The organism is Vibrio sp. ES.051 (genome assembly GCF_002563795.1).
Taxonomy (GTDB): Bacteria; Pseudomonadota; Gammaproteobacteria; order Enterobacterales; family Vibrionaceae; genus Vibrio.
The window spans coordinates 1487141-1512124 of record NZ_PDJL01000004.1 but is presented as its reverse complement, the minus strand read 5'-3'; the positions used below and the strand labels follow the sequence as shown (position 1 = coordinate 1512124).

At 39.4% G+C, this 24984-nt stretch carries 28 protein-coding genes; all 28 read left to right on the top strand.

The window, feature by feature from the left end; all coding sequences use genetic code 11:
• Positions 1-228 precede the first annotated feature (228 nt).
• The 28 genes from ATG66_RS13595 (at position 229) to ATG66_RS20860 (ending at position 24707) form a co-directional block, all read left to right on the top strand.
• On the top strand, positions 229-909 hold the full coding sequence (locus ATG66_RS13595) for a hypothetical protein (RefSeq protein ID WP_098415779.1): 681 nt from the start codon (positions 229-231) through the stop codon (positions 907-909).
• Positions 910-996: 87 nt separating this feature from the next.
• Entirely contained in the window at positions 997-2235 is a 1239-nt protein-coding gene (locus ATG66_RS13590; RefSeq protein ID WP_212756011.1) for a hypothetical protein, read from the top strand.
• A 109-nt stretch (positions 2236-2344) separates the two neighbouring features.
• Positions 2345-2815: a protein-tyrosine phosphatase family protein gene (locus tag ATG66_RS13585; protein ID WP_098415778.1), complete on the top strand. Its 471-nt coding sequence runs from the start codon at positions 2345-2347 to the stop codon at positions 2813-2815.
• 156 nt (positions 2816-2971) lie between these two features.
• On the top strand, positions 2972-3394 hold the full coding sequence (locus ATG66_RS13580; RefSeq protein ID WP_098415777.1) for a bleomycin resistance protein: 423 nt from the start codon (positions 2972-2974) through the stop codon (positions 3392-3394).
• Positions 3395-3549: 155 nt separating this feature from the next.
• Positions 3550-4098, top strand: a complete 549-nt coding sequence (locus ATG66_RS13575; protein ID WP_098415776.1) for a hypothetical protein — start codon at positions 3550-3552, stop codon at positions 4096-4098.
• 1085 nt (positions 4099-5183) lie between these two features.
• Positions 5184-5537, top strand: a complete 354-nt coding sequence (locus tag ATG66_RS13560) for a DUF6404 family protein (RefSeq protein ID WP_098415775.1) — start codon at positions 5184-5186, stop codon at positions 5535-5537.
• A gap of 730 nt (positions 5538-6267) precedes the next feature.
• Positions 6268-6942, top strand: coding sequence for a hypothetical protein (locus ATG66_RS13550; protein WP_098415773.1), 675 nt, complete (start codon positions 6268-6270; stop codon positions 6940-6942).
• A 181-nt stretch (positions 6943-7123) separates the two neighbouring features.
• Positions 7124-7537, top strand: a complete 414-nt coding sequence (locus ATG66_RS13540) for a VOC family protein (RefSeq protein ID WP_098415709.1) — start codon at positions 7124-7126, stop codon at positions 7535-7537.
• 162 nt (positions 7538-7699) lie between these two features.
• On the top strand, positions 7700-8116 hold the full coding sequence (locus ATG66_RS13535) for a VOC family protein (protein ID WP_098415771.1): 417 nt from the start codon (positions 7700-7702) through the stop codon (positions 8114-8116).
• A 142-nt stretch (positions 8117-8258) separates the two neighbouring features.
• Positions 8259-9077, top strand: a complete 819-nt coding sequence (locus ATG66_RS13530; protein WP_098415770.1) for a DUF2971 domain-containing protein — start codon at positions 8259-8261, stop codon at positions 9075-9077.
• 134 nt (positions 9078-9211) lie between these two features.
• Entirely contained in the window at positions 9212-9679 is a 468-nt protein-coding gene (locus tag ATG66_RS13520) for a hypothetical protein (RefSeq protein WP_049535828.1), read from the top strand.
• A gap of 618 nt (positions 9680-10297) precedes the next feature.
• Complete coding sequence (locus ATG66_RS13510; RefSeq protein WP_031856767.1) at positions 10298-11461, top strand: hypothetical protein; 1164 nt, start codon at positions 10298-10300, stop codon at positions 11459-11461.
• A 652-nt stretch (positions 11462-12113) separates the two neighbouring features.
• Positions 12114-12464 (top strand): bZIP transcription factor, encoded by a 351-nt coding sequence (locus tag ATG66_RS20645; RefSeq protein ID WP_143699697.1) that lies wholly within the window; start codon positions 12114-12116, stop codon positions 12462-12464.
• 174 nt (positions 12465-12638) lie between these two features.
• A complete protein-coding gene (locus ATG66_RS13495; protein WP_098415767.1) occupies positions 12639-13220 on the top strand; it encodes a cold-shock protein in 582 nt (193 codons plus the stop codon).
• A 143-nt stretch (positions 13221-13363) separates the two neighbouring features.
• Positions 13364-14194: a DUF2971 domain-containing protein gene (locus tag ATG66_RS13490; RefSeq protein ID WP_098415766.1), complete on the top strand. Its 831-nt coding sequence runs from the start codon at positions 13364-13366 to the stop codon at positions 14192-14194.
• A gap of 153 nt (positions 14195-14347) precedes the next feature.
• Entirely contained in the window at positions 14348-14965 is a 618-nt protein-coding gene (locus ATG66_RS13485) for a hypothetical protein (protein ID WP_143699696.1), read from the top strand.
• A 137-nt stretch (positions 14966-15102) separates the two neighbouring features.
• The gene (locus tag ATG66_RS13480) at positions 15103-15957 is read left to right on the top strand and encodes a putative phage abortive infection protein (protein WP_257145743.1); all 855 of its coding nucleotides are present in this window, start codon (positions 15103-15105) and stop codon (positions 15955-15957) included.
• 705 nt (positions 15958-16662) lie between these two features.
• Entirely contained in the window at positions 16663-16968 is a 306-nt protein-coding gene (locus ATG66_RS13475; protein ID WP_098415763.1) for a DUF3892 domain-containing protein, read from the top strand.
• A 138-nt stretch (positions 16969-17106) separates the two neighbouring features.
• On the top strand, positions 17107-17634 hold the full coding sequence (locus tag ATG66_RS13465; protein WP_098415761.1) for a hypothetical protein: 528 nt from the start codon (positions 17107-17109) through the stop codon (positions 17632-17634).
• A 133-nt stretch (positions 17635-17767) separates the two neighbouring features.
• Complete coding sequence (locus tag ATG66_RS13455; protein WP_029857376.1) at positions 17768-18325, top strand: hypothetical protein; 558 nt, start codon at positions 17768-17770, stop codon at positions 18323-18325.
• Positions 18326-18367: 42 nt separating this feature from the next.
• On the top strand, positions 18368-19132 hold the full coding sequence (locus tag ATG66_RS13445) for a hypothetical protein (protein ID WP_373560839.1): 765 nt from the start codon (positions 18368-18370) through the stop codon (positions 19130-19132).
• A 586-nt stretch (positions 19133-19718) separates the two neighbouring features.
• Positions 19719-20015: a Dabb family protein gene (locus tag ATG66_RS13440; protein WP_098415758.1), complete on the top strand. Its 297-nt coding sequence runs from the start codon at positions 19719-19721 to the stop codon at positions 20013-20015.
• 125 nt (positions 20016-20140) lie between these two features.
• Positions 20141-20521, top strand: coding sequence for an MmcQ/YjbR family DNA-binding protein (locus ATG66_RS13435; RefSeq protein ID WP_045608197.1), 381 nt, complete (start codon positions 20141-20143; stop codon positions 20519-20521).
• 139 nt (positions 20522-20660) lie between these two features.
• A complete protein-coding gene (locus tag ATG66_RS13430) occupies positions 20661-21122 on the top strand; it encodes a hypothetical protein (RefSeq protein ID WP_098415757.1) in 462 nt (153 codons plus the stop codon).
• Positions 21123-21273: 151 nt separating this feature from the next.
• Positions 21274-22221, top strand: a complete 948-nt coding sequence (locus ATG66_RS13425) for a hypothetical protein (RefSeq protein ID WP_098415756.1) — start codon at positions 21274-21276, stop codon at positions 22219-22221.
• Positions 22222-23336: 1115 nt separating this feature from the next.
• A complete protein-coding gene (locus tag ATG66_RS13410; protein ID WP_069537329.1) occupies positions 23337-23678 on the top strand; it encodes a hypothetical protein in 342 nt (113 codons plus the stop codon).
• Between the two features lie 148 nt (positions 23679-23826).
• Positions 23827-24159: a hypothetical protein gene (locus ATG66_RS13400; RefSeq protein ID WP_098415754.1), complete on the top strand. Its 333-nt coding sequence runs from the start codon at positions 23827-23829 to the stop codon at positions 24157-24159.
• Positions 24160-24284: 125 nt separating this feature from the next.
• Positions 24285-24707 (top strand): hypothetical protein, encoded by a 423-nt coding sequence (locus ATG66_RS20860; protein ID WP_179885664.1) that lies wholly within the window; start codon positions 24285-24287, stop codon positions 24705-24707.
• Positions 24708-24984 lie beyond the last annotated feature (277 nt).

The following is a 24984-nucleotide window of genomic DNA, read 5'->3' as shown; positions in this document are numbered from 1 at the left end:
TGCGCCTGATTTGAGTTTTTCAACACGCTCAAAAACGGTGTTGGCAAAGTGGAAATAACTGGAAATCAAAGGTGTAGAATGGCAACTAACAAAGCGTTTAAGGCAGATTCGCAACGCTAGGCATTTTTGGTTTTCTTTGAATTTAGTGTTTATGGCACAATAGTTTAGGTCAGGTGGCAATGTTGCTCACTACTTAACGCGGCGTTAGGCTTCTAGGAGGAGTACTAGATGATAAGAAAGGCGGTTTGGGCACTTTTACGTCTTGGAGTTGTTTTCTTTCTATACCTGCCCGTAGCGTATGCGTTTTTGATCATTATTCAGACATCTCGTCCTCGATTCCTCGAAATGAACTGGGATGCTTACATTTGGTTTACGGTCTTGCTATTGGTTGTAGGCTATTGCTTGCTTCGTTTTTCACGTACAAAAGAACTTTGGAAGCTATTCCTAATTAGTGTGCTCGGGGTCTCTGTGTTGATGATGTATGAAGGTCAGTCTTATACATTTAGCACCCAGAACATATCAGCGAATGCCTTGTATGTGTCTTTTCTGTTCTTGATTCCTGCAATTCACTTTATAGTGCCTTCAGTGTGGACGAGACCGTTTTTGTTTTTGCTTCCTGTTAGTGCTCTGAGTTGGTTTTTACGAATGTCGATATATCAGCCGGTTTGCTTCTCTTATGAGCTATACGTAAGTAAGTCAACGTTGAGTCCAGAGCAGTACGATAAGGCTTTTGAATTAGTGCTACAAAGCTTCCCAACCACGTTTATAGGTGGGTCAATGGCATTTGGGTTACTAATCCCATACTGGTTCGCATTGTATGGTCCTAACCCTGTCTCAGCGTACAGAAGCCTAACAATAAATTTAAGAGTGATTCACAACGCTTGGCGCCGTCACATCAAGTCAGTTTAGTGTTTATGGCACAATGGTTTAGGTAAGGTGGTAGCGTTGTTCACACCTTAATTTGGCGTTATGAAATTTTTAGGTAAGGTGTAATTAGTGAACTTTAATGAAAGATTAAAATGTACAACCTGTGGAGGGTTAGTTGATTGCCGTTTTGGTATGTCTAACCGAGATGTTCAGCCTTTTAGGTTTGCCTGCCCATCTTGTGGATCTGGAATAGAAGTAACTGTTGAACAGGGTAAACAGCCCAAGATGTACGGCGCAGAAAGCTACCCATTGGATGGGCACTTTACTGGTGAAAACCCATTTATTGACTTGCATATTGATTTTCCAGTGTCATTTGAGCCTTATGTGATGGGGCAGACACCTTTTCTTAGAGCTATTGGTCGTATTGGACGTGAAAATTTTCAAATCCACAACTTTAGACTCGATTCGTTGAACCAGTTGTACAAGAAGCATGAAGTCATTGAGCGCTTGGTCAACTTATACAAGAGAAAAAGAAACAAAGTCCTCTCTGATCTTGCGGAGAAAGAGTTTGATGAACCTGCTAAATCGTTTAAAGACTGTGACATTAATATGATGATGTATTGTGTTATTGCGAAGGTTTTTTATCCGTTTTCAACCCCAACATCTAATGCTGAAGATGTCAGTCTGTACCTTACTAAGTTCAATGATATTGTCAAAAAAGACAAAAACATCATGGACTCATTTGTTAAAGAAATAGTTGAATCTAAATTTATTTTCAATCTTCAAGAGGATTGCTTTGAGATTTATCCGAGAATATTGGAGCTAGAACTAGCCCTCAGACCTGCACTATTTCTAGACTACGATAAAGATTATGTCGATGGAAATGAGCAAGTTCCTTATCGCGTGTCTTCACGTGAATTCAAAAATTATAAGGATCTTTATAAAGACATTTCAGAGATAATATCCAGACAAATTGTGCTCGTAGCCGGTGTTAATAATTTATTAAAACGTAGTGACCACAATAAATTCTCAGATGAGAAGATTAAAAATCTTAACGACTTTGCGAATAAGCCATTTGGTAAGAAACTCGAATTCATTGATGATACTTGGCTACCGATCTCAAAGAGTGTCGCTGATAATCAGTTGAGAAATGCGGTTGCACACTATAAAGCTGAATATGATGAAGTTTCTCAAAAAGTAACGTACTTCCCTAGACAGGAGGGGATGAAGCAGGAAAAACCAAATGAAATTTACTTTTTAGGTTTTACACGCAAAATACTAGATTCGTATCGTTTAATGCATTCTCTAAATCAGTTAATTAAGTGCTTGTTAAACTATGAGTATTTCATGAGAAATAAAAATTCATAACAAAGCATTTAAGAGTGATTCGCAACGCTTGGCATTTTCGCTTCGCTCAAGTATAGCCAAGCGTCGCTCACACCTTAATGCGGCGTTAGGTGCCTAATGGAGAACTATTTTGCAGCAGTTATTTTTTATCGAAAAATCAGTGGCTGGTAGGTGTGGTCCTGACAACTGTATGTGGGATCTAAATGAACTACACAATAACAATGTAGTTGCCATACTATCTGTCAATGACGGTGAAATGGTGCATGTTTCTCTTCTGGAGTCATTGGGTATTGCCTACAAAAACGTTCCGCTTTCAAGTAATGCACCACCTCTCGATGGTGATTTGGATCTTTGCTTAAAGACTCTCCCACAAATACTCAATTTCATTGAACAGCACGAGCGCAATGGTGTGGTTGTTATTCACTGTAGATCAGGTAAAGATCGCACTGGTCTAGCTTTGGCTGCATATTTAATGAGCACCAAAAAGCTGTCACCTATAGAAGCCATTTATGCTGTTAAACAGGTAAGGAGTATTGCCTTTACTGCGCCAGGTTGGGACGAATTTGCGCTAAAGGTACTGAGCGCGTTGAGAGACACCTAACAAACAATTTAAGAGGGATTCCCAACGCTTGGCATTTTTGGTTCTACTTCAATTTTAGTGGTTACGGTACAATGCTTTAGGTTGGGTGGTCGCGTTGTTCACCCCTTAATTGGGCGTTATAACGCAGTAGAGTTCATCACACATATTAAGGATTGTATGGAAGAATATTGGAATCCAATGGTGCCAGAATTATCGGTATCAGACTTCTCAAAATCACTGAATTTTTACTGTGAAATCTTAGGGTTTAAGGTTAGAAGTCAAAGAACAAAACCAGATTTTGCTTACATCGAATTTGAACAAGTACAAATCATGTTGGAGCAAATTCATGATAACGGTTGGGCTACAGGAAGCTTAGAAGCGCCGTTCGGGCGTGGTGTAAATTTTCAAATTGAACTATCGAACATCGAACCTGTTTATAAACGTATCAAGCTAGCTGGGATATCATTGTTCAAAGAACAGAAAGATACATGGTATGACGTTGGCCATAGCCTTTCTGGGCAGCGCGAGTTTTTAGTGCAAGACCCAGATGGTTACCTCTTGAGGTTTTCGCAATATCTTGGTGAAAAGTCTAAGTCATGAAAACAGCGTTATAACAAACGCTTTAAGACGGATTCGCAACGCTCGGCGTTTTTAGTTTGATTTGGCTTTTGTGTTTACGGTGTAATAATTGAGTCTTGTGGCAGTGTTGCTCACCACTTAAGCGGGCGTTAGGTGAAAAGGAGTTCACTCAAAGTATGAAGACTGTTTCAAAGTCCATAATGTTGGCGGTTTCGATTTTTTCAGTTCTGGGCTGCAAAGATAAATCTGAAGTCTATTCAAATCCGCCAGTTCACTTAGTGGAGCAAATAGATGCATATTTTCCATTATCTATCAAATATGTAAGAAACAATGAAAATATAGCCTTATCTCAAGGAGAGTCACTATTGCCTCAATACCTCGAAATAGCTCGTAAAATTGGCATTAAACACCCTGAAAAAGTACGTGTTTATTATGCGGACAAATTGCCTTTACCTAAAAACGAGTCACTTTTATTTCAGATGCAGCGGTTAGGTCTTGATTCTCCTTATTTCACAGGCACTACGTTTGGCTATGGTATTTGGATTTCCACTAAAGCTAAGGGTGATAAATTGCTTCTCTCACATGAGTTAATTCATGTAAAACAAGCAGAAGAGTTAGGTCTTGATGAGTTTACAAAAAAGTATTTACTGCAACTCGCAATCTTTGGTTATCGGGAATCTCCGATAGAGCTTGAAGCTTATGAAAAAGCGGCCAATTATTTGTAATCTTCGTGTAATTCACCTAACAAAGCGTTTAAGACAGATTCCCAACGCTCGGCATTTTCGGTTTGCTTTGAATTTAGTGTTTACGGCACAATAGTTTAGGTTTGGTGGTTTGCGTTGCTCACTACTTAACGCGGCGTTAGTTGCCAGTGAGAAAAACGCAGCTAAAGCAGAAAATTTCGGGCTAATGAATCGTGCAATTTTGCTCGGTTTTGTGCTTTGGTGTAGCTTGCTAGAATTGAGTTCGATTTTGAATGTTGTGGTTTTGTTTTGCCGTTTCAGACGCGAATGTACTCGTTGAAAGTGAGCTTTGTGACATTGCCTTTCCAAAAGGTTTTTTTGGTGCTTTTAGTCAGTTTTCTACGGCGTTGCTAATTCCAAGTGGTTTCAATGACAGGCGCTTTAAAACTGCGCCTGATTTGAGTTTTTCAAAGCACTCAAAAACGGTGTTGGCAAAGTGGAAATGGAGATGAAATCAAAGGTTTAGAATGGCAACTAACAAAGCGTTTAAGGCAGATTCGCAACGCTTAGCATTTTCGGTTTGCTTTGAATTTAGTGTTTACGGCACAATGGTTTAGGTTAGGTGGTAATGTTGCTCACTACTTAACGCAGCGTTATGAGCCACCATTAAAAATGCAGAATAGAGTGGAATAGATGGAACGGAAAAAACAGGTTCAGTGGCTCAAGATTCAAAAGAGAGGCTTTCTAAGGCACTGTCTTACTCATGGATTAGCTTTCTGTGTACCATTTATATTTGGTACTGCATTTGTTCAAAACGATTTTTACTTGAACCTGTCGCCTTTTATTTCGTACCGGCTTTATTTAGTTACTGTCATTGGCGCGGTATTTCTCGCAGGCAGTGATTGGGTTTTTAAAAGTAGGCAGTATCAAAAGCACAGAAAGAATCTATTGCGAAAAAATGTCTCATAACAAATTGTTCAAGAGTGATTCGGCACGCGTGGCATTTTTACAATGCGTTGGTTTTGGTGGTTAAGGTGTTATGCGGAAGCTTCGGTATTGCGTGCCTCACACCTTAACAAGGCGTTAGGTTTCTCCGCGGGAAACATCGAATTCGAGGATTTTGAATAATGGATTATGAAACGAAGCTGCAACTTGCTCACAAAGAATTAAGTGACAAAGGTGTTTGGAAGTCGAACTACAATCCACCAATTGTAAAGTGGCTACGTAAACTTGGCATGTGTTTTCCGCCACCTTATTACCAAACCTATTTTGCAAACGTTATGCTTTGTGTGGCTTTCTTCGCTCCTGTTTGGGGAATCTTTCAATGGTTTCTCGTGTGGAACGAGCTAGGTAAACCAGTTTTAGAAGCAGTTTTCATCTCGTTACTTGCTGGCACTTTGTTTGGTTTGGTTATGGCAACCTTCTACTACATTAGGCGCAAGCAATTAAATCTAACAGATTGGGGTTCATTGGGAGAATAAGCCCAAAACCTAACAAAGCGTTTAAGACGGATTCACAACGCTTGGCAGTTTCAGTTTCAATCAGGTTAAGTGTTTAAGGTGCAATGGTTTAGGTTTGGTGGTTGGCGTTGTTCACCACTTAACGCGGCGTTATGTTTACTTGTATTTCAGTGGCTTAAAACTTCTTCGATCTATGTTCTTTGCCCTTTTGGCAGTTCGTTCGAGTTGCCTCAGCAAATCCGCATTGTCGGCCAAAATTCGTGAATTTCTCAACCCGTAAAACATGTAAATATTCGCGGGTTGCTTCATTTGCAGGTCGTGGCGGATGGTTGTAAATTTCTCTGGCTCAAAGTCGCTTTGAACGTATTTGGCAAGTAGCATGTCGGCTTGGCAGTTGCCTCGGCAATTTGCCATTGTTTTGCGCTTTGTTTGGAAAGAGAGGGCGCTTGTTGAAGTTAAGCCGGGTTGCCTCATTGGGCAGGGAAGTGGATCTGCGCGTTTTATGTTTCGTGCATTTGGCGGCCAAGCTAGAATGAGCTTGTGATTTACTTCTTGAAATGCGCTCAACAAAGCAGTTCTTTGCCAAGTAAATCAGTCATTTGTGGTAAAACATAACAAACAATTTAAGAGGGATTCCCAACGCTTGGCATTTTTGCTTCTACTTCAAATTTAGTGGTTACAGTACAATGCTTTAGGTTGGGTGGTAGCGTTGCTCACCCCTTAATTGGGCGTTAGAAAATGGAGGTTAGAATTGGGATACGATTTATATGATGCTCAATACGATCAATACATGGATGAAATGTACTCCAATATTGAGGAAGAACTTCGAGAGGAGCTGTATGAGGAGCACAGAGATCAAGCTATTGAAGAGTTTATCTTTGAGAGAATGCAGTCGTATTATCGTCAAAAGCCTGACTTAGCTGAGAATGCTATTAAGTTTCTACGCAAGAGCAAAGCTCTTCTTGAGGTAGATCCTACGGTTTCGTTAATTTATGCAGCAATTTCGACCGAGGTGTTAATTAAATCAGTTTTGTTAAAGCCTATAGTGTATGGAATGGTTCATAACGAATATGCGGCAGAAATGATCTCAAGTGGGTTACTCAAACAAAGTGGAATCGATAGATTCAAAGATCTAGTTTTCGATGTGATCGATGAAAATGTAGACTTAGGTTGTTCAATTAATGAGTACAAGCGCCAACAATCTTCGGAAACTCTTTGGCGAGAGCGAGACAATATTCAAAGGTTACGCAACAAAATCATGCATGCAGCTAATGAGTGTTCATCTGAAGACGCACAACAAGCAATTGATATAACCGTAGAGTTTGTTTCCATTATCGTTGCTGTTATTCGTAACTTCAGCTTGGATCTATCATCAGAGGGATTGGTGATCGACTATGTTGACCCTAATCAGCAGTCCCTTTTCTAACAAACTGTTTAAGAGTGATTCGCAACGCGTGGCATTTTTATTATGCGTTGCGTTTAGTGTTTAATGTGGTATGCGGCGGCTTTGGTATTGCGTTGCTCACACCTTAACAGGGCGTTATATGCTTTCTCGAAAAAATCATAACGTAGTGTAGAATTAGGGTTTTGAAATATTGGAAATAACCATGTCTAAACTTGTGCAACAACAAATCGGAAATATCGCCCTAGTTGTTGAGAATTACGATGACGCTATTGAGTTCTACACTCAAAAACTTCAGTTTACATTGATCGAAGATACTGACTTAGGCGGTGGCAAACGTTGGGTTCAAGTTTCTCCTCCAAATTCTAATGGTACGAATCTACTTTTGGCTCAAGCTAGTACCAAAGAACAGACTCAAGCAGTAGGTAATCAAACTGGTGGTCGTGTTTTCTTGTTCCTACAAACGAACGATTTCTGGCGAGACTACGAACTAATGAAGGCAAATGGCGTTGTATTTAACGAAGAGCCACGAGTTGAAGAGTACGGGACAGTAGTGGTGTTTCAAGACCTATATGGTAACAAGTGGGACTTACTGCAATTAAACAGCGTAACCAAATAGCACGCATATAACAAAGCGTTTAAGACGGATTCCCAACGCTTGGCGATTTCGGCTTATTTTAAGTTAAGTGATTATGTCACAATGGTTTAGGTAGGATGGCCGCGTTGCTCACCACTTAACGCGGCGTTATGCTACCGGGCGAAATCTTAAATAAGGAATACTATGAAACAGAACATTGTCCATATTGCCTTGGTTGTAAACGATTATGATGAAGCAATTGATTTTTACGTAAACAAACTCAAATTTGAGCTTATTGAAGATACTTATCAACCTGAACAAGATAAACGGTGGGTGGTTGTAGCTCCACCAAATTCTCATGGTGTTACGTTGCTACTTGCCAAAGCCTCGAAGCCAGAGCAGCAAGATTTCATTGGTAATCAAGCAGGTGGTCGAGTATTTCTGTTCTTAAATACTGACGATTTCTGGCGTGACTTTGAGCGCATGAAATCTATTGGTATTAACTTTGTCCGAGAGCCAGCTGAACAAGACTATGGAACGGTAGCAGTGTTTGAAGACTTGTATGGAAACTTATGGGATCTTCTTCAATTAAACCCAGACCATCCAATGGCGAAAAGGTAGCATAACAAAGCGTTTAAGGCAGATTCCCAACGCTTGGCACTCTCAGTTCAATGTTGGGTTTAGTGTTTACGGTGTAATGGTTTAAGTTGGGTGGTAGCGTTGCTCACTACTTAACGCGGCGTTAGCTTTTTGAGGATAAACGTTGATTCTGTATAAATATATGTCGTTTAAAGCGGCTATTTCTGTTATTGAAAATTCATCACTTGGCTTCTCTTGTCTTGAAGACTTGAACGACCCATTTGAATGCACCGCTTTTGGATTCGAGGATGGTAGTGATTCATTCGTAACTGCAAGCATGGCTACGAATGCGTGTAAAAATCGTTTTTCAAGAAACTATGGTGTGCTTTCACTTACTAGGCAACCATTGAATCCATTGATGTGGGCTCACTATGGAGACGAACATCAAGGTGTGGTAATTGGCTTTGATGCTAAATTAGCTGGATTTACAGATGAAGATGCGTGCGTCATACCTTGTCAGTATGGAGAAATCGTCTATTCGGCAACCAAGCCACATAAAAATTTGCCTACTTTAAGTAGTGAAGAACTGATGAGTATAGGAAATGGCATCAAATTTAACTCTGACTCGTTTAATCTAATCAAAAGGGCATTTTTGTACAAATCTATTGAGTGGAGCTACGAAGAAGAAGTTCGAGTTGTTAAGGACATATCAGCTCTACCGTTTAGCTACCATTTCGGTAAGGGGCGCAGTAACGCTTGGAATAAAATCTCAGTAGCAGGGCGTCCATTGTATTGTTTTGATATACCAGAAAATGCTATTAAGGAAATATATTTAGGTCGGCATGTATATAAGAATGTAACTAAAAAGAATGACTTCTCCGGTGATGAACTTAAAGAGATCCTTCTCTCATGGGGACGCAAAGATTTAAAATTGTTGCAATGTAAGCCTGACGTACATTCATGGCAGTTAATAGCAGAACAATCAATCAACCAACAAAGCTAACAAACTGTTTAAGAGTGATTCGCAACGCGTGGCATTTTCACTATGCGTTGGTTTTGGCGTTTAAGGTGGTATGCGGGAGCTTCGGTATTGCGTTGCTCACACCTTAACAGGGCGTTAGGTTTTTCGGAGGTAAAATGCATAAGTTTGTATGGGATACATCAGCAATAGTAAATATTAAAGAATCGAATGATGATGGATATTCACCGGGTAGAAGCCTATTTAAAGATCTTTCTGACGGTTGGATTGATATTGACTATCAAAATATATTTCCAACTCTCGCTGTTTTCGAAGTAAATGCAACGGTCTCAAAGCTCGCTCGCAAAGGAAAACCGGTTCTTAGAGAGTTCTATCTTTTAGATGACCGAGCTCTTATGTACGATGTTGACCAAGAACTAATTCGAAAAGCTAATCAATTATTTACGTTGGATGGCTTTGATAAGTTGTATGGAGCAGATTTGGTTTTTGCATGCATCGCAAAGATTGAAGATGCGTACTTGGTTACAATGGATCGTAAACTTGCCATGCATGCTTCGAAGCATGTAAAAGTCATAGATTTAAATGAGAGTAAATCTTCGCCAGTTTATAGAGCACTCTTTGAGTAAAAACCTAACAAACTGTTTAAGAGTGATTCGCAACGCGTGGCATTTTCATTATGCGTTGTTTTAAGTGGTTAAGGTGGAATGCGGCAACTTCGGTATTGCGTTGCTCACACCTTAACAGGGCGTTAGTTGCCAGTGGGGAAAACGTAGCTAAGGCAGAAAGTTTAGGGCTAATGAATTGTGCTCGATGTTTGTCTGGGTGTGGTTTGCTGAAGTTTCGTTCGACTTTTAATGTTGTGGTTTTATTTTGCCGTTTCAGGCGCTAACTCACTCGTTGAAAATCAGCCTTGTGACATAACCTTTCCAAAAGGTTTTTTGGGTGCTTTTTAGCCAGCTTTCTACGGCGCCGCTAATTCCAAGTGGTTTCAGTGGCAGGCGCTTTGAAACTGCGCCTGATTTGAGTTTTTCAACACGCTCAAAAACGGTGTTGGCAAAGTGGAAATAACTGGAAATCAAAGGTGTAGAATGGCAACTAACAAAGCGTTTAAGGCAGATTCGCAACGCTAGGCATTTTTGGTTTTCTTTGAATTTAGTGTTTATGGCACAATAGTTTAGGTCAGGTGGCAATGTTGCTCACTACTTAACGCGGCGTTATGCATTGCAATAAAGTTTGGAGTTAATTTGAACAATTACTTTTTAGAATTAGAATCAATAAGCCCTTCTTGCATTGTTAAAATCATGCAAGGTGGAAAGCTTCCCAAAGGAGGAGATATATGGGAGTTTACCAATGAGATCAAACCCCTTGATCTTTATTGTTACCTGTATGCTAAATACGGAAAGCCAAATGGAATGCAAAACTTATTTCGATCTAATGATTCAGACAACCTCATTCAATGGGAATGGACACTTGCCGGTGACTTTGGGTTAACGTCTATACAAGGTCACAACTTTCGAACAGAGGTACATTTAGTCGGTGACTTTAAAGATAAAGGTTTAACTTTAGACATGTTTATTAGTCAGGTTAAATCAGATATTGGCAACTATGGAAAACAAATATCTGAACTACGAAAAGAGTTAGAGAAATGGACTCAATTTGTAAACCCATACCATAGAATTTTGTCGGCTGTCAGACAGCATATGAATAAGTTGGACGAGCTTAACCTCAACCCTGCAAAGGATAAAGTTCCGCAGCCTACATCATCAGAAGATATGACCGAATTTAGCAATCGTTGGGAAGAGATGACGGATAAATATAGTCATGCTGTCGGGCTTTCATTTGGTTTGCGTTCAATGCTTCCTGTACTAGCAGAATCATTTATCAATTTGGCTCTATTTCTACTGTGTAAGCCTGAAATTAAATCAAACGAAAGGTTGTTTCAAAACGCTCTACGACAGCCAATTGACATTAGGGTGCAATCACTACATTTAAACTGTGTAGGTTTTGAAGAAATTGTCGATTATACGGCTGACGAATGTAAAAAATTCCATACGTTAATGAATGAACGGAATGATCTGTTACACGGCAACGTTGAAGTTAATAAACTATCCATAGGAGATGTGTATTTCAATGGTACAGTCCCGCTGTTTATCCAATATGAAGACTTTTGGGACAAATCAATTGGAGTGTCGATGTCCTCTGTTAAATTTGACTCCATAAAAGACGATTACAACGTTGTTGATGATTTCATTCGCTACATTTTAAGCAAAATGAATGCTCAAATTAGTAAACAACTTGAAGCAATCATGGATAAAGGTCAATTGGGCTTTAACAAGAAAACTGGTCGAGTTGGTGTCTTGTTTCCAGAGCACTTAGCTGATTTTCGTGTAGCAGTTAGCAAAGCATAACAAAGCATTTAAGAGTGATTCGCAACGCTTGGCAGTTTCGCTTCGCTCAAGTATAGCCAAGCGCCGCTCACACCTTAATGCGGCGTTAGTTTGCAAAGGGCAGAAAAGCGTTTGTGGTCTAAGAGCGTTGTTCTACGTTCTAGCTATTCACCTGTCCGTTTTCCAATCTCACGAACTTTCCGGTGGCACTATGTTGGAAGCGTTTGCGGCGAGTGAGTCACTTACTGGTTCTAACATTATTGCTAGTTCTTTGGTGCGTTTTCTTTTTCTTGGCAGCTAATTTGTTAACAAATGGCTTGATCATATTTGGTTGTCAGGTTGGTCGAACGAATCCTTTGTCAGTTAAAGCACTTCAAACCGTCGTTGTTTGTCGTCTGTCGCTTCTTAGCCAAGTGCATTTTGTTGGTTGGGTTTAACTTCTGAGCTGTCCGTTTTACCTTTGTGTTTAAATCCAGTAGTTTCATCATTAATTCAGCATCTTGGCGCTAAGCCTTTGGCTTCATCGTGGTGGCAAACTAACAAAGCGCTTAAGGCAGATTCGCAACGCGTGGCATTTTTAGTATGCGTTGATTTATGTGTTTAAGGTGGTATGCGGTGACTTTTGTATTGCGTTGCTCACTACTTAGCTTAGCGTTATGCGTAAGGAGATAAAATGGCAATTCCAAGATACAAAGATATTGTTGAATTAATCAAAAAGGGCTCAACAATCGAAGCACAAGAAAAAATAATGGAGCTTCGCGAGGCTGCTTTAGAGTTGCAAGAAGAAAACTTTGGGCTCAAAGAAGAGTTGTCTCAATTGAGGCGCGAAGTTTCAAATAGAAAAGCAATGGTATTTAAAGGAGGGATCTACTGGAAACAACTAGAAGACGGGACTGAAGATGGTCCATTCTGCCCTAAGTGCTTAGATACCGGAAATAAGTCAGTACGTATGCATAAAGATGGTGACGGTTGGTGGTGTTATACATGTAGCTTGGATTTCGGCACCAATAGCGATTACGCATAACAAAGCATTTAAGAGTGATTCGCAACGCTTGGCAGTTTCGCTTCGCTCAAGTATAGCCAAGCGCCGCTCACACCTTAATGCGGCGTTATGTGATACAGGTGGCTACTCTACCTTTTGCATTAAATGAAAACACAGTAAAATGTCACATTGGTTTTTCCATTTTGAGGCTGTGTTGTGAAAGGAAAAGTTAAGTGGTTTAGCTCAGACAAGGGCTTTGGCTTTATTGTTTCTGAAAGTGGTGATGACCATTATTTTAATGTTAAAGGCGTTAAGGGTGCAGAGCTACCAAGTAACGGTGATGAGGTAGAGTTTTCTTCAAAGCCTGGAAATAAAGGTCCACGAGCTTTTGATGTAGTTATTACGAATAAAGCTAAAAAAGCTACAACTACGGACGATCGAATTAATTGCCCGAGTTGTAATAAGAAAATAGTTCCTCGTATGATTACATATGCAGGAAAAGCCGAAAGATCTATTTGCCCTTATTGCGCTGCGGAAGTGAGAAATTTCAAGTCGTCCATGTGCTTTATTGCAACCGCTGTATATGGTGACGCAGAATGTTGGCAGGTTAGAGAGCTTCGAGACTTTAGAGATAAAAATTTAATGAACTCATATTTAGGTAACAAGTTTGTTAAAGCGTATTATGCGGTTTCTCCTTCAATATCTGAATGGTTAAAAACTAAAGCAGTTATTTCTAAAATTGTGAAATATGGACTTAATATTTTGGTTAATTCTATTCAGAAAAGTAAGTCAAAGTAGCACATAACAAAGCATTTAAGAGTGATTCCCAACGCTTGGCATTTTTCATTCCATCGTTGGGTTTCGTGATTCTGGTGATATGGTTTAGGTTCGTGGTAGCGTTGCTCACACCTTAATGCGGCGTTAGGCTTATAGGAGGAAGATTGATACTCTTCAAGTATTTACCAGTCGAGCGACTTGATGTCATTCGTAACCTGAAAATTAGATTTACGCAACTTAGCTCTTTGAATGACTTTTACGAGACTTATCATTCAGTAGATAACAAAGATGCCTTTAAAAGTCAGATGCAAAGCTCTCTCGATGAGTTGGATGAGCTTTGGAATCAACTTAGCCCTATCGAGCAGGTTGAGAACAAAAGTGATTATGAGAATGCAATCGTTACTCTCAAAGAGCTTTGGGGCAAAGCGATTCAAGATTCGTTGATGACACAAGAGATCACCAATATGTTAGATAAAACTCTTGGTGTATTGTCTCTTTCCAAGACAAACAGTTCTCTCTTGATGTGGTCACATTATTCTGACTCTTATTGTGGCTATGTGATCGCTTTTGACTCTAAACATGAGTTTTTCCATAAAAAAGATCAAACTGGTAAAGCTACTGATCCTATATGTATGGTGTATACGGAGAATAAGCCATGTATAAAGCTAGATTCATTTGATACGAACAAGCAAATCATAGGTACAAAAGACCTATCGTGGAGCTATGAGCAAGAATTTAGGTTGACAATAAATTTTCTTGGACTTTATCCAATAAAAAACGACAAAAATAGACCAGTCCTAGATCAGTTTGGTAATAAAATTTATCTAGTTGATATCCCTAAAGAAGCTATCAAAGCCATTTACCTTGGTCCTAGAGTTTCAGAAAAAACGAAAATTGCTATATTTGATAGCCTGAAAAACAACCAGATTGAATGTTCTGTATATCAGGGTGTTTTAAGTGGCGAGAAGCACTCTGTTACTTTTGATGAAATATAAGCCTAACAAGGCGTTTAAGGCAGATTCGCAACGCATGGCATTCTCAGTTCAAATTGAGTTGTGTGTTTACAGCACAATGGTTTAGGTTATGTGGAGGCGTCGCTCACTACTTAACGCGGCGTTAGCTTCTTTGGAGGTCAATTGGAAGATTTAGTGTTAATCTTAAACATTGCTGTGGTGGTATCCGTATCCATCGGTGGTTTTCTTATTAGAAACTACTTTCCCAAGTATTTATCTGAAAAAGCCAAAAACTTAGCGACAAAAGAAGATATTGGGCAGATTACAGACCAAGTAGAATCCATTAAACGTCAGCATGCTGTTGAACTCGAAAAGATAAAAACAGAACTAGATGTAAAAGGGGCTCTTCGTCAGTCATTTCAATCTAAGAGCTTGGACGCGCTGACTGCAATTGATGAGTTACTCGTAGAAATTCATCTATACAGTTGGAAACAACTCGCAGAACGATCACCAAATGAACATTACGTTTGGAGTAATGTCGACACTTTAGCCGATAATCGACATTTTCATTATTATCGCGTCGCTATAGATAAAGTTAAAATGGTTCACGGCCTTTACCTTACTTCAGCAGCACAGCAAGCCTTGTCAGACTTATCTCAATCTCTAGGTATGCTATCTAGTATGGAACTTGCTCTCAGCAGTGAACCTGACGAAGCAATTTTAGAATCAGCAGTCCCAGGTTATTCGTCAGCCATTGAGTCTGTCGAAAAGTGTAGAAAGAAACTAATGCACGAGCTGGGAGTACAAAGCTAACAAGCAATTTAAGAGGGATTCACAACGCTTGGCATTTTTGCTTCTACTTCAAATTTAGTGTTTATGGCACAATGCTTTTGGTTTGGGTGGAGGCGTTGTTCACCCCTTAATTGGGCGTTATGATTTTGGAGGTAATATTGGAAACATCAGATTTAGCAAAAACTATTAAAAGATCGAAGATCTTTGCTTTTTTCCTAATCGTTGCAATCCCAGCAACGTATTTAATTTGGTTTTATTTTATAAATAAACAAGGATTTTCTACTGATAGTTCCATGTGGGGTACTTTCGGAGATTTTGTCGGTGGACTTCTTAATCCCCTAATTGCCTTATTAGCATTTTATTGGCTAACTCAGTCTGTACTTATTCAAAAAACAGAACTATCTGAAACTCAGAATGTGCTAAGGGAAACAGAGAAAGCCCAAAGAGAACAAGCGTTAACTCAAGAAAAAAAGAGATTTGAGGACACATTTTTTTCGCTTCTAAACCAACTAAACGCAGTCCATTCAGGTTTAAGTGAGCGATTAATTGTCAGAGACATCCCTCAAGCATCAGAAATATCTAGGCTACATAGTACAGTAATAAAAAATGGCACAGGTAATTCTCTTGATCAAAGAGTTACCAAGATGAGAGAGTCATCTAGTGATACGAGTCATTATTTTCGTGTTCTATACCATATTCTTAAGTTTATCTTACAACATAGTAAATTCAGCGCAGAGCCCGTGAAATTCAATGTGGCGATTACCAAAGATGTTTCACCAACTGAAAAGTTCTACTCGAATATAGTACGTTCATTCTTGAATAAAGATGTGATTCAATTACTAGCGATTAACTGTATTGTCGATGATCCAGAAAATGATTTTTATAAGTATCGACAACTTGTAGAACGATACTCATTGTTAGAGCATTTACATATCGATAAAGAGTGGCAAGAAGAGTTATTTCAAAGGTATGATAAATCGGCTTTTGGTGAGCGTGTCGGGATAAAATCATAACAAACAATTTAAGAGTGATTCAGCACGCTTGGCATTTTTGGTTTGGGTCAAGTTTAGTGATTAAGGTGTTCAAATTGAGTGTCGTGGTAGCGTGCTTCACACCTTAATTGGGCGTTATAACTACCGTCAGGTTTGAACTACCTCGAATTACCTTCCAAGTTCTTTGCACAGTTCGACCTCCTTGGCTAGTTTGGTACTACATTGAAACTAGATGAGAGTACATATGTTTAAATGTCCAAATTGTAGTGCGCCCATTTCCATTGGTGCCAAATTAACTATAAACCTTGATAAGTACATAACATGTAAGAAGTGTTCACAAGAACTAAAACCAGTGAGGTTGTTCATATATGCAGTTATTTTTATTGCCCCTACAGTTATGTCTTTACTGGTAAACTACGGTGGACTCAATTATTTGGCAGCAGTAGGGAGCACGTTTGCGTTTTGCTTCTTTCTATTAGCATGTCAACCATTAAGGAAAAAGTAGTTATAACAAAGCATTTAAGACGGATTCCCAACGCTCGGTATTTTCGGTTTGCTTTGAATTTAGTGTTTACGGCACAATGGTTTAGGTCGGGTGGTAGGCGTTGCTCACCACTTAATGCGGCGTTAGGCTAAAGAATGCGTTCATCTTTATGTGTGCTTGTTCATACTTTTTGTCAGTTAAGTTAGTTACAGTTTAGATCCATACACAAACGAGGACTAAATATGGCTAAATGGGCCGACTACTTAATTTCAGCAGTAAGATATAACCCTGAGCACACTCACATAACACATCTATATGCGCATGAGGACAAAGGCGAAAATGTTGGTGAAGGGGCTTCGTATACTAGGCAGGCTATAGTTGATGCCATCGAAAAAGGAACTACATTTGTAACTATCTACAAAAATAACCAAGGCAAGTACAGCAAGGGTCAAAAGGTTTTTGTGATCAAGGTTAATGGAATTAGTTACCTCAAAACTACTGATAATAGCAAAGAGGAAGACAACTTAGAAAACTTGCCGGAGTTTTAGCCTAACAAACTGTTTAAGAGTGATTCGCAACGCATGGCATTTTTACTATGCGTTGCGTTTATTGTGTAAGGTGGTTTGCAGATGCTTCGGTATTGCGTTGCTCACACCTTAACAGGGCGTTATGCCTTAGAGGAATAAATGAATTTGGAAAGTGTTGTAACTTGGTCTGCTTTGGTGATTTCCGTTATCAGTTTACTTGTGAGTGGGTATGCAATTTATCGAGATAGAAGTCGGGTAAAAGTTTTCTGCAAGGTAGTATATGACTACTCCAAAGATCAATCTGAGAACTTAGATAATCCGCCCCCATTTTTACGCATATATGCTGTTAACACTGGAAAAAGAGCAATATTTCTATCTGATCTTTGTGGTTATATTTCAAGGAAATCATCAAGCTCTTGGTCGCTGAAAGATGAACCAATAGTATTTGATGAGCATGGATTACCGTCGGTCGTATCTAGCGGCTTTGTCCATGATGTCGCAGTGAGACTGGATGATGGAGATATTTACGAGTATCGAATTAAGCATGATGATTTTGCAAAGTTATATGCAGTTAATCATGATGGCTTGTTATTTAAAAAATATTTTTTAACGGACGTATTAGGTAAAAAGTACCCAGTTAAAGGCTCCAAAAAAGGTATCGAAAAACTGTTGGAGTATAAGGCATAACAATCTGTTTAAGAGTGATTCGCAACGCTTGGCATTTTCACTATGCGTTGTGTTTGGTGTTTAAGGTGGTATGCAGGAGTTTCGGTATTGCGTTGCTCACACCTTAACAGGGCGTTAGCTTGTAGGAGAACAAATGACTGTAGATTGGCGTGATAAATACATAACAGAAAAAGGTTTTCGTTTTACAGAACTAATAAACGATGACTTCTTTCAACCTTTCAGAGTCTTATATCAAGCAGGACATTATGTTTCTAGCATTAAGCTTATGCTTGTAGCTGTTGACTCGATTGGCTATATCGAGTTTGGCGAAAGCTCTAGAGGTGAAGATACCCCGTTTGTTAAATGGTTAAATGAGTATGCTGACTTAACATCAGTCGAGGTTACTCCTAGAGAGCTTTGGGAGCATCGAAATTCACTCTTACACATGAGTAACTTGGATTCAAGGCAAGTCCAAAAAGGTAGCATAAAACGCTTGGTTGCTTATGTCGGCAGTATTCCTCCGGAAGTTGAGTTGTTGGAAGAAAATGCTAAGTATTATGACTATCGAGCATTAATACATGAGTTTGGTCAGGCTTGTAATAAGTGGATTCAATCATACAGTGACGATCCATCAAAATTTGATCAGTTCATTCAACGATACGATCTCATTGTGTCAGATTCACGTATGCTCCACATTCCACTTACAAGCTAACAAACTGTTTAAGAGTGATTCGCAACGCGTGGCATTTTCACTATGCGTTGCGTTTGGTGTTTAAGGTGGTATGCGGGAGCTTCGGTATTGCGTTGCTCACACCTTAACAGGGCGTTAGGCTTTAGGAGAAATATGCAAGATATCTGGTTGGTGATTTCAAAATGGGACTGGAGTGGGATCGTACAAGCTGGTTCGGGGCTACTTACTGTTGTTGTTGCTTATTGTGCTCTTTCTTCATGGAAAATTCAGCAAAAATCAGCGCAAGTAAACGCTTTGTTTGATGAGTTAGTTACTGAAGTAAATGAATTTATTCGTCATTCTGTAGTACCTGCACAGATTGTAAAATTTAGCCATATTCGGTTTGAGTCACATAAAGACTACATTGAACTAGACAAGTCACTCCCTCATCCTGAGGTCGTTTATGTAATAAATGAGTTTGGCAATGACTTATCAAAACAGTTAATTGCGGCTCTTGAGCCATGTGGTCAGAATTCGAGTCGTATAAAATCTTTGCTTGTTCGCATCCAACTTCATCAACCGATTGGTTTCGAAGATTGCATTAACGCATGTAATTACATTGTTTGGCAACATGACAGAATGCAAGCATTCGCTATGACTTTGGGTAGCTCACATATGAACTGGGAAAACCCAATGGTAGCTAAAAGTGTTGAAAATTCATTAGCCATAACGGCAGAAAATATCGAAGAGCACATCAATGAAAATTATGGTAACTTACTAAAATATATTACAAAAACCTACGGCGTCATCTACAAAAAGCCTAACAAAGCATTTAAGAGTGATTCCTAACGCTTGGCATTTTTGCTTCGTCTTTGGGTTCAGTGTTTACAGTGGTATGGTTAAGTTTCGTGGTCGCGTTACTCACACCTTAATGCGGCGTTAGTTGCCAGTGGGAAAAACGCAGCTAAATCAGAAAGTTTTGGGCTAATGCATCGTGCAATTTTACTCCTTTTTGTTGCTGAGTGTGGTTTGCTGAAATTGTGTTCGATTTTTAGCGTTGTGGTTTTGTTTTGCTGTTTCAGACGCTCATTTACTCGTGGACAGTCAGCTTTGTGGCATTGACTGTCCAAAAGGTCTTTTTGGTGCTTTTGGCCAGTTTTCTGCGGCGTTGTCAGTTCCAAGTGGTTTCAGTGGCAGGCGCTTTAAAACTGCGCCTGATTTGAGTTGTCAAAGCGCTGAAAAACGGCGTTGGCAAAGGTGGAAATAAACTGGAAATCAAAGGTTTAGAATGGCAACTAACAAAGCGTTTAAGGCAGATTCGCAACGCTCGGCATTTTTGGTTTGCTTTGAATTTAGTGTTTACGGCACAATGGTTTAGGTTAGGTGGCAATGTTGCTCACTACTTAACGCGGCGTTAGCTGCTAGGGAGAAGAGAATGATTAGACATATCTTACTAATAAAATTTAAAGACGCATCGTCGGTCTCAGAAATAGACAAACTTAAAGGTTTATTTGAATCTATGCCTGAGAAAGTAGCGGGTGTCGAATCGGTAGAGTGGGGTATTAATGATAGCCCCGAAGGTAAAAGTAAAGGTTATACGCATTCAGTTTTAATGACTTTCGCAGATGAAACTGGGCGCCAAAACTATCTTCCGCATGTCGAACATGAGAAGTTGAAGCAAGTGTTTAGGCCGTTGCTTGAAGATATCGTCGTATTTGATTACACGGTCTAATTTGAGAACGCAGCTAACAAAGCGTTTAAGGGTGATTCCAAACGCTTGCCGGTTTCGCTTCGCTCAAGTATGGCAAACGCTTGTCACACCTTAACGCAGCGTTATGAGCTAATAGGGAAATCAGTATGAATTACGAAGAATTTAACCATTTTTGCGGATCTTTTGCCGGAACGAGTCACGTCGTTCAATGGGGTAATTCCGATGTATGGAAGGTTGGTGGTAAAGTTTTTGCCATAGGAGGTTGGAGCGATGGTTCTCAAGCTGCATTCACGTTTAAAACCTCCAACTTAAATTTCGACTTTCTAAGTGATTGTGAAGGTTATAAACCGGCTCCATATTTTGCTAGTCGTGGAATGAAGTGGATACAGCAAGTTGAGACTTCAGGCAAATTAGACGATGACCTAAAGTATTATTTATCGGAATCATACCGAATTGTCGCGAGTGGTTTAAGTAAGCGCAAGCAACGAGAATTGGGCATAGAGCACCTAGCTGAACCACGCTCATAACAAAGCGTTTAAGACGGATTCGCAACGCTTGGCGATTTCGGTTTATTTTAAGTTAAGTGATTATGTCACAATGGTTTAGGTAGGGTGGTTGGAGTTGCTCACCACTTAACGCGGCGTTATAACAAATAGGAGATTTTCATTGAATATTGAGACAATAAGTGCAGTCACAGCTTTAATTGCAGTCATTGTGGGGCCAACAGTGTCGATTTTAATTGCTAAAAAGCAGATTAAGTCTTCAGTAGTGTCTAAGAATAGGCAAGACTGGATTATTAGTCTAAGAGAACAAGTTTCTGAGCTTATGAGTGACTTTCAATATCTGCCAAATGCTTCAATTGATGGTGAGCTACAACGAAATGAAGTATTAGCGCTGCACAAAGAAATCTTAAGAAAAAGTAACTTAGTAAGGCTGCACCTAAATATGGATGAGCAGCTACATATAGATTTGATGGACAATATCGATCAGATGAACAAGGAATTGTTGCAACATATTCGAGGCGGTCTATTCAACTATACAAAAATGTCCCAAATGTGCTTCGATTCTATTGAGCAATGTAGTTTTATAGTCAAAGACGAATGGAAAAAGGTAAAGTCAGGTGAATAATTTGTATAACAAAGCGTTTAAGGCAGATTCGCAACGCTAGGCATTTTGGGTTTTCTTTGAATTTAGTGTTTATAGCACAATGGGTTAGGTTAGGTGGCAATGTTGCTCACTACTTAACGCAGCGTTATGTTTATAAGAGGAAAGTTTCGAGTTGTACATAAAAAAGTTAAATAGTATCAGAAGCTTAATTAGATATTATCTAATTTCATACTTTGCAAAGCATTTAGATGATGAATCGGATAAATTTAGGTTCTTACCGCGTTATCGCGTTGAACTTTTTATTGCAAATGATACTCGACTAGAAAGTTACCAATTTATCAGAGAGGATTTGGTCAAGTACTCAAATGTAAAGCTCAGATTTATTCCATCAAGTTCAACAGTCAGGGGAGGGGTTCGATTACTTACAGGAAAAGACTCAGGCTCAATCCCTGAGAAGGAATGCTTACTTTCTTATGATCACCTTGCTTTTATAAAAGTATCAATTGGTATCGTGTTGAACAACTGGTCAGATCATGACAATACGTATTCGACTATAAAATTGTTTAAATATTTCTTATATCGAAAGTTGGGAATTTTTTATTTTTCAATACTGAAAAGTAAGCTGAAAGTTATTAAAAATAAACTATTCAATAAAGTTAGACCTGTAGATGTTGTGAAGTCCAAGTATGAAATATTCCAAGCTATTTTTAGCAACGATTATTTTGTCAATTATGGCTCATTTGATAGGAAAGACCTCGTAGATCTATTGTACCCGAATAAAGAATATAAAGGTGTAATTTCAAGGTCTGCGATTTCGTCATCAGTCAATTTGGTTGTGGAATCATGTGTTGAATCTGGTGAGTTTAAAATCATAAATAAAGACCGACCAAATGAAAGGATCAAAGTTACAGGAAAAGGAATTAATTTCTTCACAGAAACTAAAGAAAGCTACAAAAAGGATGCAAGTTTATTTGAACTTCAGTCATCTCAAACTAAGACACAAAGATCTGTTGCGTGGTTAACATTTGTTCTAGCAATTGCAACAACACTCTCGCTAGTAGACAAAATAGAGTTAATTGAATATTGGTGGAACTACTTTTGGTGCTACTTTGGGGCATAAACATAACAAAGCATTTAAGAGTGATTCACAACGCTTGGCAGTTTCGCTTCGCTCAAGTATAGCCAAGCGCCGCTCACACCTTAATGCGGCGTTAGTACTGGGTTGGCATCAAAAGTCATAAATTTCGGTGTTTATCGGTTTTTCTTTCTAGCTTTACACCTGAACAAATGTGCCTTTCACGTTCTTTCCGGTGGCACTATATGTGGAGTGCTTGCGTTTATTTCACCGTTTACGGTTTCTCACTCACAGGCTATTTCTTTGGCGCGGCTTCTTTTTTATGGTTAGTTTTTCATCGTAAATTCGACTCGTTGGCGTGGTTGTTCAAGTCCGATGATCGAATTCTTTGCTAATTTGAATGCGGTGAAAGTTAGGCAGTTTTGTGTGTTTTTCTTCTCACCAACTTGCGTTTTGAGAGTGGGTTCGAGTTTGGCGACTGTCCGTTTAGCTTCAGTGTTTTTAGCCAAAAGTTTCGTGCTATATTTCAACACTTTGGGGTGTGCCAAAGGTTTTGGAGTAGCGTACTAACAAACAATTTAAGAGTGATTCGACACGCGTGGCATTTTTATTATGCGTTGGTTTTAGTGGTTAAGGTGGTATGCGGCAACATCGGTATTGCGTGCCTCACACCTTAATTGGGCGTTATGACTATCTCGAATGAAAAGGATTTTTACATATGAAGAAGCTGTTTTGGTGGAATCTTAGTACTCAGGAAAAAGCGAGGCGTTCATTCATCTTAACGCCCATTACAGGCATTTTGGTTTACCTAGCTCTTCAGGATTCTAATCTCTCTGGTTTCCAAGTTAGTGGAATCATCTTAGGCAGTATGGCGTTGATGCTGCTACAGGGCGTATATTACAGGCGGAAAGACAGCAACAATGGTGACATAAAATGAAACTAAAGACATTGCTAAAATTCCTTGTTAAAGACAGTGTTTGACTTGCTTGGTGGTGATTTGAGATACCATAGTCATAACAAAGCGTTTAAGGCGGATTCACAACGCTTGGCATTTTCAGTTTGCTTGTGCTTAAGTGTTTACGGCACAATGCTTTAGGTGAGTGGTTGCGTTGTTCACCACTTAACGCGGCGTTAGCTTAAATCATTAACAAGGATGTGTAATGAGAAGTAAAAAATGGATATTTGCAGGTATTTTACTCATTGGTGGACCTTCATTATTGCCATTTAGTTTGGAAGTTATCTCAATAATTGAGCTGTTTGGTCTTTTCGGCTTGTGGACAATTTACTCATCTTACGCCGAATATTTGGTGAATCATCCTCGTTTTAAAAGAGGTCTGCGTTTAGCTACCAGTTGGGACTTCCAGCCTCAAATGTTGTTCTCGCTGAGAGAGCTTAGGGCATGTCCACAGTTAGTTTTTCATATGCTCCCTATTCAAAGTGTGATGGTCTGGACTTTGAATATTATGTTTTGGGGTGGTGTGGCATGGTGCTACATAATTTAAGCTAACAAATTGTTCAAGAGGGATTCGCAACGCGTGGCATTTTTACTATGCGTTGGTTTTAGTGATTACGGCGGTATGCAGTGGCTTCAGTATTGCGTTGCTCACCCCTTAACAAGGCGTTATGCGGTTTGAGGGATAAGGATAATCAATGGAACACGTAAAGCAGATTTTGGATTCAATTGATCAGGCAATTAAACGTCTGGTTTCTCCTGTTGCGATGCTAGTTGGTGCAGCATTACTTGGAAATGGTCTCGATAAACCCGAAACAAGTGAATTTGGGATATATTTCCTCATGATTTTACTTAGCGTCGGTGCCGTGGGTTATATGTTTTTTTCTGGTCGAGAGGCAGTTAATACATTTAAAGAATTGCCAATAAGTCGTTGGAAAGTGGCAATATTAACGGTCTATTTTATGTTAATTTACCTAGTCTTATGTATTGCAGCTGTTAGGTTAGGCTTTGACAAGTTACCCACCGCATAACAAATTGTTCAAGAGTGATTCGGCACGCGTGGCATTTTTACTATGCGTTGGTTTTAGTGGTTAGGGTGTTATGCGGAAGCATTGGTATTGCGTGCCTCACACCTTAACAAGGCGTTAGTACTGGGTTGGCATCAAAAGTCATAAATTTCGGTGTTTATCGGTTTTTCTTTCTAGCTTTACACTTGAATAAATGTGCCTTTCACGTTCTTTCCGGTGGCACTATATGTGGAGTGCTTGCGTTTATTTCACCGTTTACGGTTTCTCACTCACAGGCTATTTCTTTGGCGCGGCTTCTTTTTTGTGGTTGGTTTTTCATCGTAAATCCGGCTCGTCGGCGTGGTTGTCCAAGTCCGATGATCGAATTCTTTGCTAATTTGAATGTGGTGAAAATTGGGCAGTTTTATATGTTTTTCTTCTCACCAACTTGCGTTTTGAGAGTGGGTTCGAGTTTGGCGGCTGTCCGTTTAGCTTCAGTGTTTTTAGCCAAAAGTTTCGTGTTATATTTCAATATTTTGGTGTGTGCCAAAGGCTTTGGAGTAGCGTACTAACAAACAATTTAAGAGTGATTCGGCACGCGTGGCATTTTTACTATGCGTTGGTTTTAGTGGTTAAGGTGGTATGCGGCAACATCGGTATTGCGTGCCTCACACCTTAATTGGGCGTTAGGGTACAAACGTAAAAAAGCCCACCATATCAACAGTGGGCTTGGAATTTAAGCTTCCTCTGCTTCACCTTGGCTAGAGTTACTTCTGTCGAAAGCAAACTCAAGTTTCAGAAACCAAGCATGAAATGCTGCAGAAACACTAAAACTAATCTTCATAGTCA

Excerpts from the sequence above, each read along its gene's own strand:
- ATG66_RS13440 (WP_098415758.1), top strand. The coding sequence starts at position 19,719 with ATGATTAGACATATCTTACTAATAAAATTTAAAGACGCATCGTCGGTC.
- ATG66_RS13445 (WP_373560839.1), top strand. The coding sequence starts at position 18,368 with ATGCGTTGCGTTTGGTGTTTAAGGTGGTATGCGGGAGCTTCGGTATTG.
- ATG66_RS13410 (WP_069537329.1), top strand. The coding sequence starts at position 23,337 with ATGAGAAGTAAAAAATGGATATTTGCAGGTATTTTACTCATTGGTGGA.
- ATG66_RS13520 (WP_049535828.1), top strand. The coding sequence starts at position 9,212 with ATGCATAAGTTTGTATGGGATACATCAGCAATAGTAAATATTAAAGAA.
- ATG66_RS13560 (WP_098415775.1), top strand. The coding sequence starts at position 5,184 with ATGGATTATGAAACGAAGCTGCAACTTGCTCACAAAGAATTAAGTGAC.
- ATG66_RS13580 (WP_098415777.1), top strand. The coding sequence starts at position 2,972 with ATGGAAGAATATTGGAATCCAATGGTGCCAGAATTATCGGTATCAGAC.
- ATG66_RS13595 (WP_098415779.1), top strand. The coding sequence starts at position 229 with ATGATAAGAAAGGCGGTTTGGGCACTTTTACGTCTTGGAGTTGTTTTC.
- ATG66_RS20645 (WP_143699697.1), top strand. The coding sequence starts at position 12,114 with ATGGCAATTCCAAGATACAAAGATATTGTTGAATTAATCAAAAAGGGC.
- ATG66_RS13465 (WP_098415761.1), top strand. The coding sequence starts at position 17,107 with ATGAATTTGGAAAGTGTTGTAACTTGGTCTGCTTTGGTGATTTCCGTT.
- ATG66_RS13435 (WP_045608197.1), top strand. The coding sequence starts at position 20,141 with ATGAATTACGAAGAATTTAACCATTTTTGCGGATCTTTTGCCGGAACG.
- ATG66_RS13400 (WP_098415754.1), top strand. The coding sequence starts at position 23,827 with ATGGAACACGTAAAGCAGATTTTGGATTCAATTGATCAGGCAATTAAA.
- ATG66_RS13575 (WP_098415776.1), top strand. The coding sequence starts at position 3,550 with ATGAAGACTGTTTCAAAGTCCATAATGTTGGCGGTTTCGATTTTTTCA.
- ATG66_RS13455 (WP_029857376.1), top strand. The coding sequence starts at position 17,768 with ATGACTGTAGATTGGCGTGATAAATACATAACAGAAAAAGGTTTTCGT.
- ATG66_RS13540 (WP_098415709.1), top strand. The coding sequence starts at position 7,124 with ATGTCTAAACTTGTGCAACAACAAATCGGAAATATCGCCCTAGTTGTT.
- ATG66_RS13535 (WP_098415771.1), top strand. The coding sequence starts at position 7,700 with ATGAAACAGAACATTGTCCATATTGCCTTGGTTGTAAACGATTATGAT.
- ATG66_RS13475 (WP_098415763.1), top strand. The coding sequence starts at position 16,663 with ATGGCTAAATGGGCCGACTACTTAATTTCAGCAGTAAGATATAACCCT.